This is a genomic window from Candidatus Paceibacterota bacterium (assembly GCA_041661265.1).
GTDB lineage: Bacteria > Patescibacteriota > Minisyncoccia > JAHIHE01 > JAGLIN01 > JBAZUT01.
In genome coordinates this window covers 20,502-37,114 of the sequence record JBAZUT010000006.1, presented here as the reverse complement: position 1 = coordinate 37,114, position 16,613 = coordinate 20,502, and the positions used below count along the sequence as shown (strand labels likewise).

Genomic DNA, 16,613 nt, shown 5'->3' with positions numbered 1-16,613 from the left:
AATGATAGTAAGCGAAAGAGATGATGTCCGAAGCAATATGCAGCTTTTGTGCGATAACAACTGTGCTCAATGCAAGATCGAATGCGCATTCAAGAACATGCATCCAGTTTTGCATCCCAGCCAGTTTCTGAGGGCGGATGCTTTCCTGCCGCACAGGAACTTGCCTAAAGTGGAGTTTCTCGGGCGTAGAATGCCAAAGATCATTGTTTCGAAAAAGGCCTATAGCCAGATATACCATATCGTCGATGTGGCGAAAAAGGAAGTCAGCTGGCTCGGAGCATGCAGCAAGATCGGAGACGATTTTCTGATCGAAGAGGTATTTCTTTTCGAGCAAATATGCTATTCCGATAAGACCGAAATGATGGGCGAAGGCATCGCCAAGAAGTGGCAGGAATTCCTGTTGCGGAAAGACGGACTGGATCTGTGCAACAGAATCATTTTCTGGGGACACAGCCATGTCTGGGGAGGAACCAACCCGTCAGAACGCGACGAGATCCAGATGGAGAATATTTTCTCAAGATCCGGACATCCTTCATTTGTAAGAGGAATAATGAACAAGAACGGCAGGATGGAGTTCACCATATATCTCTACGACGAAGGACTGAAGATCGCTGACGCGCAGTGGTTTATTCAGGACCTAATCGACGAGAGTATGAGAAGCGAGATAGAGAGAGAATACAACCTGCTGGTAAGAGAGGCCGATTATGAGGTCATAGTCCGCAATATCAAGGAAGATGAAAAGAAAAAAAGGAGTAAGTCCAAGAAGAAAAGGAGGCATTAGAAATGATAGATGCATTAAGGCACATGTTGTTGTTTTCTCCCGAAAGATTCGGGCAGATGGTCAAAAGAATAGATGTGATCGGCGCAGGAGCGACCGGAAGCAGGATCGTAAGGCAGCTTGGAAAACTCGGAGTTACCGGAGTGTGCGAGGTCCATGTTTGGGATGATGATGTGGTAAAGGGCCATAATGTCGGCAATCAGGATTTCGGAAATCATCAGAAAGGGATGCTCAAGGTCGAGGCTCTTGTCCAGACGGTACTGCTGGAAACGGGAACAAGGATAGTGATCCACAATGAGAGAGTGAACGGAACTCAGAACTTGGGCCAGATAGTGTTCGTTTTAACGGATACAATGTCGTCCAGGGAAGAGATCTGGCAGAAGGGATTGAAACTGAAACTCAGAACGAGCTTGGTCATCGAAACAAGGATGGGAAAAGATTGCGGAAGAATCTATACAATAAATCCCGGGGCCATGAAACATATTGCCGAGTATGAGAAAACTCTCAATCACAATGTTGCGGAAACCAGCGCTTGCGGTTCCCCGATCAGCGTCGGACCAACTGCAGAAATCCTTTCAGGCTATGCATTGTGGCAGATGATGAAATGGTTTATGGTGCAGGAAGGGAAAGAGGAGATATATGTCGATAACGAAGTGATATTTTCTCTCTGTCCGCTAAATATGATGTCCAGAACTTTCTAAATTTAAGGATACAGGGGGAGATCGAAAAAACTTCTTCCCCGCCAATTTTAAAATATTCAGCGATTATTCCGCTCCAAGACCTGAAGCGGGATGTTCGCTGCATGTTTGATTGTTGAACGATCAGATTGTAGTCGATGCGGGTATGATAATTAAAACCCGGCATTGGAAAGTGTGTCAAAACAAAAATAAAACAAAAGGAGAGAAAAGTATGTGTAAAACAGTCAGGAAAATATCAGTAGGGAAGGTACCGGGGAAAAAAGAAGATGAATATGTCACAAATGAGGAGAAGGTCACAGCAGGGGATGTTCTTAAGCTCGCAGGGTTATACGAGGAAGACGGATACGAGATCAGAGTGAATGAAAAAGTCGTCCCTGCCGAAACCGAGCTTAATGATGGAGATAAGGTCCTGCTCGTAAAAGTCGACCAGATAATAAAAGTGAGGATCGGAAAGTCTCCGGGAGTTATCCAAGATGTACAGATCTCAGGAAGGAAGAGCATCCAGGAGGCCTTTGAAGCTATCGGAGTGAACGCTGATGAAGATGGATGGGAAGTCCGAGTGAACAGCGTTCCGGGAAAGCTTGACACCTTCTTGAATGACGGAGATATTGTTCTCCTGATTCCCAACGTAGAAGGGAACTAAGAAGTTCAGTTCTTAAAAAAATAAAATAGAATTTCGGGAAGGACGGTCGAAACAGACTGTCTCTTCCCGCCATTATTTTTTCAAAAATGTTCAGCGAAGGTGTTATTGCCGAAATATGCAGCAGCACATTCGTTGCACATGAAAAATGCGCAACTACAAAATAAAATAAAAAGGATTGATTTCCTTTTTAAACAGGTTTGCAGTTTGACTGAATTCTGCAAAGGAAGGAATGCTTCGAATGGGTGGACTTTCGGAGCGCAAAATTCGGACGGGAAGGACAATAATCTTTCGGGTAGTATAGGCCCGGGAGGATACTAACTTCTTAACGACAATAGCTACTAGGGAGAGATCTCGAATGTGCGGCGGTGCACACTAAAATTCTATGCCATTGGGGCGGAAAGTCACTGGCGACGGCGCTTGATCCTGAACCGGCAAGTCGGTCCGACTTGGTGAAATATAAATGAAATAAAATAAGTAAACAAACCACAGAGGCAGTCGAAGATTGCCTCTATACCTTACCCTGCTAACATGGGGTAAGGTTTTTTGGTTTTATCATATAGAAGATACGACAATTGTCCGAATGCTATTCCTTCATCTCCGCGTGGAATGTTTTTTGAAAGATAAACATCTTTGTTCGCAAAATATTTCGATATGATCTGACTGTTGGCAATTCCGCCGGCAAGATAAGCATTTCGTATATAGTATTCAGTATTGAGGTCGGTTCGGACAATTTCATATAAACCTTTGGCCACGTATAATTGTGCGGTTGCTGCGAGGCGCTTTTTGTCCTTTTGGATGTTTTCCAGCAGATATTCGAACAAATGCGTCGTGTCCAGAACTGTTCTTGAGCCGGAATGTGCAAGCTTCGGTTCAATGTCGCCATATGGCACAGTCGAGTTTTTTTCCAGCAATTTTGTCGCCTCGTGTTTAAAATTTCGCTTATTGCCGGCGAATCCCAAGAGAACGGAAACCGCATCAAGGATCCTTCCGGTGCTTGTTGTTTTCTGGCAATTGAAATCTTGCTCCAACTGGTTGTATAGTAGTTCAAATTCATTGCGGTTATAATATTTTTTAACATAATGATAAATATCATCATTTGTTTTTATCACTATTGCGTTTTTATTTTTCATTTTTAGTTTTTCATTTTCAATTTTTAGTTTGGTCAATATCGTAATCACCATTCTTGCCGGCTCTCTGACCGCCAGATCTCCTCCGATCATAGTCTGTTCTTCCAGGCTTCCGATCCGTTCGACTGATCTGATTTGACATTTGAGCTTTGACATTTGACATTTAAACACCTCTCCTCCCCAAATATTGCCATCCAGCCCGTAACCGGTGCCATCCATGGCGATTCCATAGATAGCGGGTGGAAAGTTGAAGATGGAGGGTCGCAACAATGCATCGTCGCCGATGGCGGAAAAAATATGTGCGAGGTGATGCTGTACTTTGAGATGAGGTATCTTGAGTTTTTTTGACAGTTCCTCTCCAAGTATTGTTGAATTATAGAGAGGGTGGAGATCTGTCACGACGAGATCGGGTTTATCGGACTTTATATATGCCAGAACGGCTTTCTCGTATGATTTGAAATTACTGAAGTCCAAAATATCTCCGAAGATCGGAGATATGAAGATGCTGCCGTTATTATAAAAGCAAAATCTGCCTGCGGATTCGGCGCCGAGGGAAAGGATCTTTATCTTGCGTTTTATCGGGAATATCATGCGTGGAAAAGAGGATAATTTATCTAATCTATTATACAACCAATAAAAATATGCCACAATCCGATGCTTGCATTATTTCAAGATCGGTGCTAGCTTTTATACAGCAGTAAATAATATGGAGGCTAAAATGTCAGAAGATGAACGTGTAAGTTTCGATGACGGTGTCATCATCCAGATGGAGCTTCTTCATGAAGCCGAAGGGATATGCATATCCTACTTCAAGGAGAATATCAAAAAGAAACAATCGATCAGGGATTTTTTTGAACGGATCAGCAAGAAAAGCGACAATAATATATTTTGCATAGGAGTCGGCAGATCCGGCCTTGCGGTGAGGACATTTGCGATGAGACTGACCCAGATGGAGTACAGGAGAGTGTATGTTTCGGGGGAAACGACGACGCCTGCAGTGAAAAAGGATGATATTGTGGTAGTCATTTCAAGCTCGGGTGAGACCGAAACCGTCCGCAATCTGGTGATGAAATACAAGGCCTATGGCGCTATAGTCGTTGCGTTGTCCGCCCACAAGGAGTCGACTATCGGCAATGTAGCGGATCTATTCGTACATATTCCGGACAAGAGTCAAATTTTGATAGATAAACCGGAATTTGCGGCCAAAGTAAAAAATCTGAAAAATTGGGCCCCGCTTGGAACTATATCCGAAAACTTTGCAATAAAATTTCTGGATGCTTTCGTCACTGAACTGATGACTGTCACCGGAAAAACGGAAAAGGACCTTAAATTCGTCCACCAAATAGAGTGAAAGAGGATAAACAAGCCTCTTTTTTATTAGCTTCATAAAATTGGAAAAATGCGTTAAAATAGGATTAGGGAGGATTTATGCATGTATCGCATAAAACCTTAATTTTAAAGTAAATATTTTCAAATAATAGTAATTAAAGCAAATATATGGGAATGGAGAGCATACCAAAAACAGAAGATGCAAAACAATCGGATGATATAAATCTGCATAAATTACCGATTGGCGGAAAAGAAAGTAATAAATACGACAAATACAGGGAAATGGGTTGGACCGATGAAGAAATAAGAGAAGAAATGATCTATAACGCGGCGGATCGATATGATAAAGATAAATTTTCCGAAGAAGCCCTGAAAGACTGGACAGAAAAGTATTCGGTCAATTCAACATCTTTTTTTTATAAAGAAAATTATGAAATACTGAAAGAAATGCCCCAAGAAAAAAGATTAATAAATTTAGCAAGAGCAAGTTGCTCTCTGAGGGCTACTCCCGATATGGCAAGCGAGTATTTTGCCAGGTTTCCCGAAGACCTTGAAGTTATAAAAATAATTTTCGAAAAAGGGCAAGGATATCCTGGCGATAATTTAGATAATAAACTTTTTAGTATCAGTGCGCTCAATCTTGATAAAGAAAATCCGGAATTAAAAAAAAGATATAGTTATTTAAATGATTATACCGATATTGCCCAAAAAAGGAATTCCGCCCCTGAACTGTTGATGAATAATTTTAAAGAAAATGGATATGTAGATGAGTTGAAAAAATATGGAAAAGGAGCCGAGGGGTTTTTGGAATTGCTGGGCAGGGCAGACGATGTTTCTGAGAATATGAGATATCCCATAAATCCTGAATATATGCTGACTGAAGATTTCAAGGGGATGGATGTCGATAGCAAGGCGGAGTTTCTAAGGGAATGCGTACGCACCATTCAATATTGTCTGGTTTTTGAAGAGGTATTCAATAGTCGTTTTACGAAAAAGGGAGAAGAGGAAGAAAAAAGGGCGGTTATTGAACAAATAAAAAGGGGGAATGATATTTTTAATGAAAGACATTCAATGATTTTCAAAACATATCATCCAGTTTCTATTTACAAAGTTGATCAAGGCGAATTTGATCATGAGTTGAATTATACGGCAGAATGGGGCGGAGGCGTTGAAGAGCATCCTTATGAAAAAATTCTACTGGTTGTTCTGAATGAACTTAAGGAAATTGAATCGCAAAAATCTGAAACAGCGGATACATTAGTTGAATTTTGGAATAAGAACAGAAATCCTGTTTTTGGAAATGCTGTGTCAGATGCCCTGTCGAAACAGAATCCGGAGAGAGCGTCTTCTCGGCTTTTAAAACTGATAAAAGACGAGAAGGAAGATAAGCGGCCTCTAGCTGCAATTTTGTATCGTCTTGAATTCGGAAAGATCGGTATTTCGGAAGAAGGAGTGAACTATCTTGAGAAAATGTATGATTTGGGAGAATATAATAATCCTGATTATCACGTAAGTCGTTTAACCTCAGACGGAGAGGTGGGCTTATTCGACGAAGATTTAAAACTTATCAAATATTTCCACTTAGGGGATCTATCGACCGAAGAAAACAAAGTTCAAGCAGATGTGATCGATTTTGTGTACGAAACTTTATATTATGGAAAGTCCGATGAAAGTGCCGCAGAGAGAATTAAAAGAGAGAAATATCTGCAGGATTTTAAGGAAAACTATTATAGAATTGCAAATGAAAATGTTTTTAACCAGACGGGTGTAAGACTAAACAATCTGTCATTTAAAGAGCAGGGCTGGTTTGTTATATATTACAATCAAGCATCTGTCAAAGAAAGGGACGATTTGAAGGGTTTTGTTCAGAAATACGGAGAAAAGGGAATCAAAACGTTTTTGTCTCTTGAGTCTGGCGGAGAGGAAATGGGGGGAAAGATCCTGGAAATGGGAGAGAAATTAGAGGATCAGCCGGAAATCGCAGACGCGCTATTCTCGGAATACGCTAAAGTTATTGACAGAATCAATGAAAATGCCGAGGAGCTATGCAAGATTTACGAAGAAATATTTTTTGAAAAGAAATTGGATAAAAGTGAAGTAAGCCAAGCGATTGTTGGAAGAGCAAACAACTTGCTTCTTGATGGAAGCGATATGCTTGAAAAAGCAAATCCAAGCGATCAAAAAGTGATTATAGAAAAAATAATTAAAGAATTTAGGGATCAAACACTCGCAGGCGAAAGAGAAATAGGGGAATTCAGGGATATGGCTGGAAAACTAAACAGCAAGTATCGTGAGATATATTTAGATCAAGAAAGTCTGGAAGAGGGGGATCGTAATTTTGAAGAATGGCTAAAAAGCGAAGATAGCAAGGATATTCCGGAAGAGGAAAGAAAAAAAATATTATCCATTCACAGCGAAGGGAAGAAATTCGACAGCGATAGGATCAAGGACATGATAGTAGAAGCAAAAAATAATTATAAGGAACATGCTCAACCGGACTATTCTGAGTATAACCTAGAAATAATTCCGGAAAAAAATAGAAGCGGGATGACTTTTTTCAATGAAGAAGTAGCTCGTTTCTATAAGGAAAAAATAGATAAGCTGCAAAAGCTTCTGCCTTTTCAGATTGCTTTTGAGAAAAAATTGGAAAGTTTGATATTGGGAAAAGAAACTGCAAGTTTAAATAAGGATATGTTTGAGGATATTGACGAGAAGGCGAGAAAATTAGTACCTGAAAAATTTCCTTCAGAAAAACAGACTTATTTTCCGGTTGGAATTTCAAGTAATTTACCTGAATGGGAGAATATTTTTGAAGGAAAAGAGAAAATGGCAAAGCCCATGGATATATATGGATATATGTTCTGGCTGAACAATCAGAATAGGAATATCAAATTGGTTGTTTGCGATCAGATGCAGGCAAGTAACTACGAAGCGCTTTATGGAAAAAGCCATAATGATGCGCTGGAAATAGCAAAGAAAATAGGGGAAAAGGAGAGAAGATTCTATCAGAAAATAATCGATACATTCGGACTAATAAACATTGAAATTATGGATTATGAATCATTCGTCGGTCGCAACAAGGATGAATTTGAAAAATACAGAACACTTTGCGAAAGATTATCAAAAAATCCGATATTGAAAAAGGCTTTTTCTGACATGATACAGGAATCCGTCTCCCGGAAAACATCAGACGAAGAAAAGAAAAATCTTTTGAAATATGCGATTGAGGAGGTCAGTTGGATTCTCTCTTTTGACGGCGTGAAAGTGAGCCACATCAAGGAAACAAGATATGATTCACTTGCGAGCATTATTTCAAACACAAAAAATATTTGCGGAAAGAATGAAATCGACATTTTTGATCCTGCCAGTGAACAAAAAATGATGACTATTATAGGCGGCGTTACAAAAGAGCTCAAAAATATTTATAATACTAATAAATTAAAATTAGAAAAAGAAAAAGGGAAAGATTCTTGCGATGTTCAATATTGCGATAGGATGCACAGGGCGTTATCCAATATTAAATATGAAAAAGAAAAAAATGAAGAGTTTGAAATCGACAGACGAGACATTAATACAAATTTCATTTGTCCAACTGTGGGTTCGTTTAGTTTCGGGTGGCGAGGCGGAAAAAAAGATGAAAAAGAATCTACGCTGAAATTCAAAGAAGCATATAGCACATATTTCTGCAAAGGCGGAGTGAATTTGTTTCTTGATAGCGATCAAGTTGTAACGTCCCCCAAGGGGCATATCGGAGGAAAGATCCTGACTCTGGAAAATGAAAAACAGCGATTATATGCAGAAAAGGTCATCAAGCCGATATTGATCGAGTATTTCAAAGCGATTGAAAGTGCGCCGGAAGAATATTTCGCCAAAATTAAAAAGACAAAAGGAGAACTTTTGTCCGAATGTAAGGATTCTGTGACTCTTAGTGACATCTTGAAATTCATCCAAAGCAATATCATGGAACCTACTTTTTCAAAGTAGTCCAGATTAAATTAAATGTTGAAATCAATGAATTGAATATCTCTTTGTTTTCTATGATAAGTCCGATATGCCTTTTCTCTGAAAAAGTAACAAATGAAACTTTATTTTCGTAGATGTTAATTTCAGTTTCAAAGGGATAGCTCTTGTGATCAATGAATAAAATATCCGTTAATTCGTCAGAGAGCGGATTTTTTATATATTCATTCATATAGTCTACGGCGAGGGGATTGTTGGGGATTATGACCTTTTCGTGAATTTTATATTCTCTTCTTTTCGGGGCGTAATAATTCATATTCCAATCTTTCAGATATTTCATATATGCCGCAACGTCCGAAAAGGTTAAAATTTGCCGTTTGAAGTTGTTGATCAGTGTGTCGTTCATCACCTTTTTCACACCGTCGAGTCCTTCAAAGAATCTCACTCCCGGTTTCCCGGAGACGAGATTAAAATCGGAGACTAACGCTGGCAAAACAGCTTCGAGGGTATTTTCGGCTTTTTTGAAGCGTTTATGCTCATTTTCAATGAATTCTCTAAGCTTTTCGGGATGATTCGGCAAAAAATGAGATATCTTTCTCCTTCCTTGTTTTTGGCTTGGAACGGAGGTTTTCTCAACAACTAAGCCTTTTTCGACTAAGTTATCTAATATCTTATATGCGATGCCCCTTTTTAGCGGGGTTCTTTTTATTATATCGCCGGCAGGAGACTCACCGTTTTTAAGAAGATATTCATAGATGGTAGATTCTCCCGCACTAAGATTGATGCTTGTAAGGATATCTTTATACATGACCAAAGGTGACAATTTATATTCTAATTCTATCATTCTTGCTTCTCATTGTCAATACAATGTCACATAATAGTGACAATAAATTGCATATAATATACGTCAAATAGTGTTTATTATCACAGTATAATAGTCATGTGTAGTGAATAATAGCATATATATATTGACAGAAATCATAATATATGCTATACTACTTAGTCACGATAAGAAAACAGATTGGTGACAACTGAACATTTACAAATACAAATTAATGAAAGGAGAGAGTCATTAATGAGTTATATGAAAAAAATATTGGATATTATATAGTGGAAATATCATTCATATATTCTTATAATGTAAAACTAATCGCAATTTTTATAAAAAAGCGGTTGGAAGAATCTCTCTGTATCAACTTATAACTTAAAACTTATAACTGATAACGAATTTGAGAATCTATTCCGGCCGCTTTTTAATAAATACGTTGATCCGTTAATTCAAAATTGAAGCGTATAGATTGATGCAAATGAGGAGAGTTTTCAAGGGATATGTCCAGATAGGACATTATTACGGAGAAAAGATTGAGGTTATGGCTAAAATAACATTAACGCCATTAAACCAACAACATCAAAAGCTCATTTCCATCAACCTCTATGTTTGGAAGATAAAGTTTGAATATTGATAAAACATACATAAAGCAAGTGACCTAAGTTAAGTTTCTCTCTGGGGAGAGAGTTGTCTGGCAAAATCAGGCATGAAATTTGGCCAGGTCCGGCCCAAACTTAGACTAAGATCAATCTGATTTTCGGATAAGTTTACAAAAAGTGCGCGGGCGTTCAATTGTCATCCTGAGCATAGTCGAAGGACGACATAAAAATTGAAAATCCCGCACTCTTTGGGAAAAAGATTTGTGTTCAAATGAAGAGAAATTGAAACGCAGATTAACGAAGAGGAGAGAGGGCAAGGTGGTCGTTGACAATTGAATAGCAAAAATAATATTTATGGCGATTTACGCTCGTAGCAAATTATATGGGAGCGTCCGAGCCATAAGGGTTGTTTTGAAGATTGAATATATAAATACAAATTCTATATATCGGTTTCGAAGATGAGAAAGTGTTTTCGAAACCGCAATGGGGTTTGCAATACAGACCACAAAACACAAAAAAATCTCATATTTTATTCTCACTCCTTTTGTCGGGTTTTGGCGCAGAGAGGCTAAATATATTTTGGCTTTTGCGCGCCGAAACTCGGCCACTGAATTAATTTAAAATATTTTTCAGTGAGTAATGATAAACGGAAGAACAGAAAAGGAAATAATTGGAGGACTAGTTATGAATGGAAATGAAGTAATTGTGACGGAAGAGCGAATGCATGGCGATGTAGTAGAACACCGTCATGACGGGTATACATATTGGCATCCTGTAGCGCGAATTCACGCTGATGCCGGAGAGGGAAAACTGGAAGATTTGGATGAACCAAATGTGCCAGTTGAGGAGATTAATGAAATCTCATTCGAAGAAGCGAGACTTGCATTGATGAGACAGGCAAATATTGCAAGTTCAGGATCAAATCCGAACGATGCATGGGCGCTTGTGAACATTAAGACCGGCGAAATGTTTTTTGCTGGTCGTGGATTGTTCATAGGGAATAAAGCGTCACAGGAATGGCGCCGAATAGGATGGAATAATGATTTTGAGGAGTAATCCTCAACCCTAACCGCAGGGGTAAGCGCTAAAGACAAAAAGGTTGTTTGACATGCACGCCAAGCAGGAGAACATGTTTCAAAATACATGCCTTGATTTCAACGAAAATCAAAATCTCCCCAATTTTCCAAGTTCGCAAAAATATTACGGATTTAGAAAAGCCCCTGAATTAAAAATTCGGAGACCTCAAGTCTTCAAATCGTCCGCCTTAGGTGGACGAAGAGAAGCAAGCGCATTGAAATTTAGCGAAACATTCTTAAAGCATTGAGTCGATTATAAATTTATAACCGGTTCGGTGCTTTAAGAATGAAGATCGTCGATCAAAAATTGACTTTTGGATTTCTTGGCAAATACAGGAGAAATACTTATGGAAAAAATCAATTTAGGATTGGAAAATAAAGCCCTTTATGAGGGCTGCCAGATCATCGAAGTAGGTGGAAGACTTACGCTCACTACCCCCGTGGCACAAGCGACAAATATAGTTGGTAGAAATGTGGCAAAAATTGTCGCCACGATCGAAGACAAGAGAGAGGTGACACTAACCGGGGCAATGGCCGTGTGGTCATACCTAATAGTTTTTCACCAAATAGTACACAAAGTTGATAAGGTGTACTACGATGACGGTCGAACCGGTCCAGTGCTGATCGCTCAGCACTAAGCCAGCTAAATATGCACAAATTTGGAAGAAAGAAATAAATGATTTCGATGAAGAAAACATTTTTCAGAGAGATTTAATCTATCTTCCACCTTTTCTTGAGAACATCTTTTAATAAAAGGTGAACTCAAAGAACGGAAAAATGTCCATTGAAAAAGCTTCTATGGTGAAATATCTTTATATTAATATGTAAGAATATTTCGCCATAGGAGGAAATATGATCGTTGAAACAGTAAATTATGTTATTGATAATATCTGGGACATTATCGGAACAGCCGCTCTTTTGTGGGCAGCCAGTTCTTTGCATTTTGCAAAGAGAAAATGGCAGAAGAAAATTTCTGCTATGAAGAGTCTTGAGAACGGCCTGTCAAAGAGGCCCGTTGCCATTTGTATAGGTGTGGGAAAGAGTCCTTGCGCTTCTGTGAAAGCATTTTTGCAGGAAAAGAAATGGGACATCCCAATTCTGTCATGGGCAACCGAAGGGTTTTTGAAGCCTGAGGATTATCCGGGCGCAATGGCAAAGATCAACAGTTTGCGAAAACAAGCGCTTGACTTGGGAGTCAGCGAAGCACTGCTTTTCTATGCGGGACCGGTTGACCTCGCAATGTTTATTGGAGCCAGTTTTGATAACTGGGTGCCGGTAAAGGTTTATGCTTTTGCGAATGGAACATATGAGCTGCATCTGGTTCTGGAACGTGAAGCGGCTAGATCTAGCTCGTTGAGGGATGATTTGGCAAAAGAAATAGCAGGAGGAGGTTAATGAAATGATAAAGGTGTTGACGCACGGAGGAGTAGTAGGCGGAGAAGTTCGCCCCCTCTATTTCTATAAAGCGATGGAGAGGGAAATTTGCGACGCCCGAATCATTTCATTTGGGGCATGTAATTTTCATTGCCCTTATTGCAAAAGAGATGGAGCTTTTGTCACCAAAGAAGGCGACATAATAAGCTCCATTGAGGCATCGGAGACGGACCTTTTGAAAGTCTGCGATGATGCCATCGCAAAGGATCAGGTTGTCAGGATTTCCGGAGGAGACCCGGTTATGTTTCCCGCTGTGAGCATGCGAATTGCCGAATATGTCTTTGAGACATACGGCAAAAAGATATCCGTTGCTCATAATGGATCGAGTCCGGCCTTGATCAGAAAGTTGTTGCAATATCTTGAATCGGCAGCGATCGATCTCAAAGCGCCCATATCAGAAATGGGGGCAAGAACCGGATTGGATCAAAAACTTGGAGAGAAAATGTATCAGAGATCTCTTCAGGTCCAGGACGCCTTGAGCGACACCGGCGTTTTGGTGGACGTCAGGACTCCGATTTTCGCGACAACCACACTTGATGATATGCTTCAGCTTGCTGAAGACATAATGAAAGGCGGAAATAACGAAAATGAGTTCTGGACATGGAGAATGTATTCTCCGGTTCGGGGATGCAACTGGCTTCAGCCCAAAAAGGAAGCAGTTGTCTGGATGATCCGGGAAGTAAAGAAACTTTACCCGAAGCTCAAGATCGGACTTCGGGCGAAGTGGGAGCCGAATGGCTTCCTTTACTTCTAAAGTAAAATAGTTAATAAGGAGTGTGAAGTTCGCACGACCAAACACTCCTTCCAATTTTTCCAAGTTTATCATCAAAATGTCATTCTGTCCGCCGGCTGGCGGATCAGAATCTACTGTATATTTCGCAAATAATTATTTCAAGCGATGAATATGGAAGATTCTGAAACCCACCCAAGGCGGGCAAGTAAGTTCAGGGTGACAGAAAAAAGGTAAATCTAGAAAAGTCCCTGATAAAAATATCGGAGGCCTAAAGACCTTGATTTATTGGAAATAATGATTAGAGGCAAGTACATTAACAAAGGAAGGGTTATTGAATCACTCTTGAACGGAAAACTGTCTATTGATTTTCAGCAGATAGTTTCCCGTTTATGGGTGATTAATATGAATAAAAAGAAAATAAAGGACCTGTCACTATTTGTGGTTGGAATGGCCCTAGTAGCAATAGGACTATGGTACAGCTTAGCGATAATTGTTGTTGCGGGAGCAGTAGTTGCATTCATACAGATCAAGGATGCCCCCACTCCAATAATCTCTATTGTGAAAACAATAGAGATGGAGGATTTCCTGAAAAAAAATCAGGAAGTCATAAACCGGAGCGCCGCTCTGGTCATAGAAGCGGCCAAAGAAGAGTTTTTGGAAGAAAATCCAGGCAAATTGGTCGGAGACTTCTATCAAAAACTCCAAAGAGGAATTGAAAAAGATCCTCTTGCCGTCCTGAAAATGGCGACAGGCTATGGAGTTGGAAGGGGGTGGCTTAAATTAAAATAGCCAAACCCACAGTAATCTTTCCTTATTTTTTCCAAGTTCGCAATCCTTCGACCCGCTTCGCCATAGGCTGACAGCGAGGCGAGCAGGCTCAGGATGACAATTGCGGATTTGGAAAAGCTCTTAATCCCGAGGATTCGGGATTGAAGCCTGAAGTTGCACATTGAAATACATAAATTTATTTTTGCTCCTTTTGCCGGGTTTTGGCGTAGAAGGGCTAATTAGATAGATTGGCCTTTGTATGCCGAAACTCGACTGAGTATTATTTTTCAGAAGAGTTTTTGAGAAATGATTGTAAACATAAAGGAGAATCGAAAATGACACATGAAAAGTTGATTGAAGAAATAAAAAAAGAAATTGAAATAAGGATTAAAAACGGGGAAAGGTTTGAGACTTTTAAGGACCCGGAGGCATGGGAAAATGCGTTAAAATACTTCTCGATGTTCTTGGGAAGTTGTGCTCGCATCTCGGACCACCCTAAATTAAAATGGGATGAAAGCAGGGGGTCAAGCTGTGAGAAATGGCGAGGTAGTGATTATTGCTACCCTGATCCGGTAGTATACTCGTACAAACTTGACATTCATCGAACGTTTCCCGAACTGAGAAAACCGTACAAGGCGGTTATTCTTGGAGAGGAAATGAAAATGAAAGGAATCAGGTGCCGAACAAAAGAGGAGTTTGTCGCCATTTCTACGGCAATACTCCAGGTGTATGAGGGGACATATGTGGCGATATGTCCGCCAAGATTCATTAAGATCATCATCCCTCCTCCTTCACCCCCCAAAGTTTTGCGGGTCATAAAAGGTCCGCATCGAAGAAAAGGCGGGATGAATAATTGTGATATCTGGGGAATTGGGCCGGGTGGTTCGATAATTAAGGCGAACAGGGATACCGCTGAGGGTAAAAACTGGAGGGCGGATGGAGTTAGGGAATTCGATATCACAGATATCGACACTGATTCTGAAATTCTGGTCATGCAATGGGAATGTAAAAGGTTGAAATACATAGAAGACAGCAAATTTCACATTTTGCAGATGCCAAAGAGTGGTCCTACGCAAGACCAGCTAAAAAGGGTCGCCGAAATCGAAAAAGAGATTGGAGTGGCCAAGGGGTCATTCTTTCTCTGCGGAGGAACAAAAAAGGAGGAGAAAAAAAATAACACAAAAGAAGAGGGATCAAGTAAAGAAGAAGACTCACTGAAGCTTTTGCAAAATGGGCAAAAAATCAGTTTGAGCTTTTGAGCGGAAAATCCGTTCAACATAAACAGAGAGGAGAAAAAATATCAAATATTCTCCTCTCACCAATTTTTCCAAGTTTATCACAGGAGTTTATAAAGTTCGTAAAGTTGAAAGTTTATAAAGTCTTATGTTGGTAAATTTAGAAAAGCTTCTGAATGTAATTCGGTGGTTAAAAATTATCTTTCAAAATCAGGCAGGCAGAAAGTTTGCCACGGTTCCAAATCAATGATTTGGGAATGTGGCAAATCTCTCTCCAAACTGCTTGCCTGATTTGGGAGGATAATTACCCGCGGTAGCGTGGAAAGATATAATGAAGTGATGCACATTAAAATATTTGAGGCGGTTGAAATGTTTGTTAATGAAAATTAGCAAATGTCTCGGCCGCCTGAAAGAAAATATATTCCCTATGCTTGGCGGTTTTAAAGGCAAGGAGGAGAATGGTAAATATGGCAGATGTAGAAAAATTCTGGACCACTGGTCCGGTTGAAGTCGATGGAAAAAAGGAAATTGTCGTGGGAACGGCTCATAGGAATCGAGAAGGAAAGACAGTTGATTTCCGTCCGGTTTCGCGGATAGAAGCAAAGGAGAAGATGATTATTTCTGCTCCAAGGGGACAGGAAGGAATGATTGAACCGTTGAGTCTGGAGTATGTCCGTGTGGAAAAAATACTTCTTCACGAAGATAGATATAAACCAGGGGAGAAATATTACAAAGAGATCGGCTACTCGATTTTTGAAGGGGTAGAAATTTCTGCTTCGATCAAGGAGTATTTCGAATGGAGCAATTCGGATTCAAAAGCGGCTTATGAGGCTGCGGAGAAGGAAAAGACGATTAAGCATCACGAGAAGCTTGATCAAGAGCGATCTTATCTCAGGAGCATTCGAATGGAGGATATTGCGAAAGCGATTACTTCTTCGGAAGTAGCTCAACTTCGGAATGGCAAGAATGCAGAAGATATTCTGAAAAGTATTTTGCATAGGATGTTCTGCGCGAAACACGAGAATCCTGAGTCACCGTGGCTGGATCCCAAATTTGAGATTGCCGATAGGGAGAGAAGGGATTGCGGTTATCTAGATCGCTTCAAAGCGTTTATGATAAGTCGCGACGAAAGGAAGAAGGAGGAGCGCAAGCAAAAGTGGCTTGCGAAGGAAAGACGAACTTAATTCCGTCAAAAATAGTCGCTTTGTAAAATAATGCGGTAAAGAGTGGTAAGAAAGAGAAAAACATACTTTCTTTCTTACTTTCTATTTTCCTAGTTCGTCTTTAAAGGTAATTAAAGGCGAATTTAGAAAAGCTTCTGAGTCGAAATGATTTGGAAGCCTTAGAAAATCCCGCCGCAGGGTCAAGCGGCAAGGAGGACGCGAGAAAATGGAAATTATTTTT

14 protein-coding genes are annotated in these 16,613 nt (G+C 40.0%); 12 read left to right on the top strand and 2 right to left on the bottom strand.

Translation table 11 applies throughout. The features are described from left to right. Position 1: 1 nt before the first annotated feature. From WC788_05365 to WC788_05355, 3 genes are all read left to right on the top strand, one after another. Positions 2-781 carry a hypothetical protein gene (locus tag WC788_05365; GenBank protein MFA6097028.1) on the top strand — a complete coding sequence of 260 codons (780 nt, stop codon included), beginning with the start codon at positions 2-4 and terminating at the stop codon, positions 779-781. A 2-nt stretch (positions 782-783) separates the two neighbouring features. After that, positions 784-1,479 carry a ThiF family adenylyltransferase gene (locus WC788_05360; GenBank protein MFA6097027.1) on the top strand — a complete coding sequence of 232 codons (696 nt, stop codon included), beginning with the start codon at positions 784-786 and terminating at the stop codon, positions 1,477-1,479. Positions 1,480-1,687: 208 nt separating this feature from the next. Continuing rightward, on the top strand, positions 1,688-2,119 hold the full coding sequence (locus tag WC788_05355; GenBank protein ID MFA6097026.1) for a MoaD/ThiS family protein: 432 nt from the start codon (positions 1,688-1,690) through the stop codon (positions 2,117-2,119). Positions 2,120-2,634: 515 nt separating this feature from the next. On the opposite strand, the gene WC788_05350 is transcribed toward WC788_05355, so the two are convergent. Beyond that, positions 2,635-3,837, bottom strand: a complete 1,203-nt coding sequence (locus WC788_05350) for a hypothetical protein (protein MFA6097025.1) — start codon at positions 3,835-3,837, stop codon at positions 2,635-2,637. A 127-nt stretch (positions 3,838-3,964) separates the two neighbouring features. On the opposite strand from WC788_05350, the gene WC788_05345 reads away from it, so the two are divergent. Continuing rightward, positions 3,965-4,597, top strand: a complete 633-nt coding sequence (locus WC788_05345; protein ID MFA6097024.1) for an SIS domain-containing protein — start codon at positions 3,965-3,967, stop codon at positions 4,595-4,597. Positions 4,598-4,743: 146 nt separating this feature from the next. Then, complete coding sequence (locus WC788_05340; protein MFA6097023.1) at positions 4,744-8,559, top strand: hypothetical protein; 3,816 nt, start codon at positions 4,744-4,746, stop codon at positions 8,557-8,559. On the opposite strand, the gene WC788_05335 is transcribed toward WC788_05340, so the two are convergent. Then, positions 8,543-9,379 (bottom strand): helix-turn-helix domain-containing protein, encoded by an 837-nt coding sequence (locus tag WC788_05335; GenBank protein MFA6097022.1) that lies wholly within the window; start codon positions 9,377-9,379, stop codon positions 8,543-8,545. The genes WC788_05340 and WC788_05335 overlap by 17 nt on opposite strands. Before the next feature lie 1,223 nt (positions 9,380-10,602). On the opposite strand from WC788_05335, the gene WC788_05330 reads away from it, so the two are divergent. The 7 genes from WC788_05330 (at position 10,603) to WC788_05300 (ending at position 16,393) form a co-directional block, all read left to right on the top strand. Further along, entirely contained in the window at positions 10,603-11,019 is a 417-nt protein-coding gene (locus WC788_05330) for a hypothetical protein (GenBank protein ID MFA6097021.1), read from the top strand. A gap of 367 nt (positions 11,020-11,386) precedes the next feature. Beyond that, positions 11,387-11,677, top strand: coding sequence for a hypothetical protein (locus WC788_05325; protein ID MFA6097020.1), 291 nt, complete (start codon positions 11,387-11,389; stop codon positions 11,675-11,677). 214 nt (positions 11,678-11,891) lie between these two features. Further along, positions 11,892-12,434: a hypothetical protein gene (locus WC788_05320; protein MFA6097019.1), complete on the top strand. Its 543-nt coding sequence runs from the start codon at positions 11,892-11,894 to the stop codon at positions 12,432-12,434. A gap of 4 nt (positions 12,435-12,438) precedes the next feature. After that, on the top strand, positions 12,439-13,227 hold the full coding sequence (locus WC788_05315) for a radical SAM protein (protein MFA6097018.1): 789 nt from the start codon (positions 12,439-12,441) through the stop codon (positions 13,225-13,227). A gap of 264 nt (positions 13,228-13,491) precedes the next feature. Next, positions 13,492-13,995: a hypothetical protein gene (locus WC788_05310; protein ID MFA6097017.1), complete on the top strand. Its 504-nt coding sequence runs from the start codon at positions 13,492-13,494 to the stop codon at positions 13,993-13,995. Between the two features lie 314 nt (positions 13,996-14,309). Continuing rightward, on the top strand, positions 14,310-15,233 hold the full coding sequence (locus WC788_05305; protein MFA6097016.1) for a hypothetical protein: 924 nt from the start codon (positions 14,310-14,312) through the stop codon (positions 15,231-15,233). A gap of 443 nt (positions 15,234-15,676) precedes the next feature. Next, the gene (locus tag WC788_05300; GenBank protein MFA6097015.1) at positions 15,677-16,393 is read left to right on the top strand and encodes a hypothetical protein; all 717 of its coding nucleotides are present in this window, start codon (positions 15,677-15,679) and stop codon (positions 16,391-16,393) included. Positions 16,394-16,613: the final 220 nt, after the last annotated feature.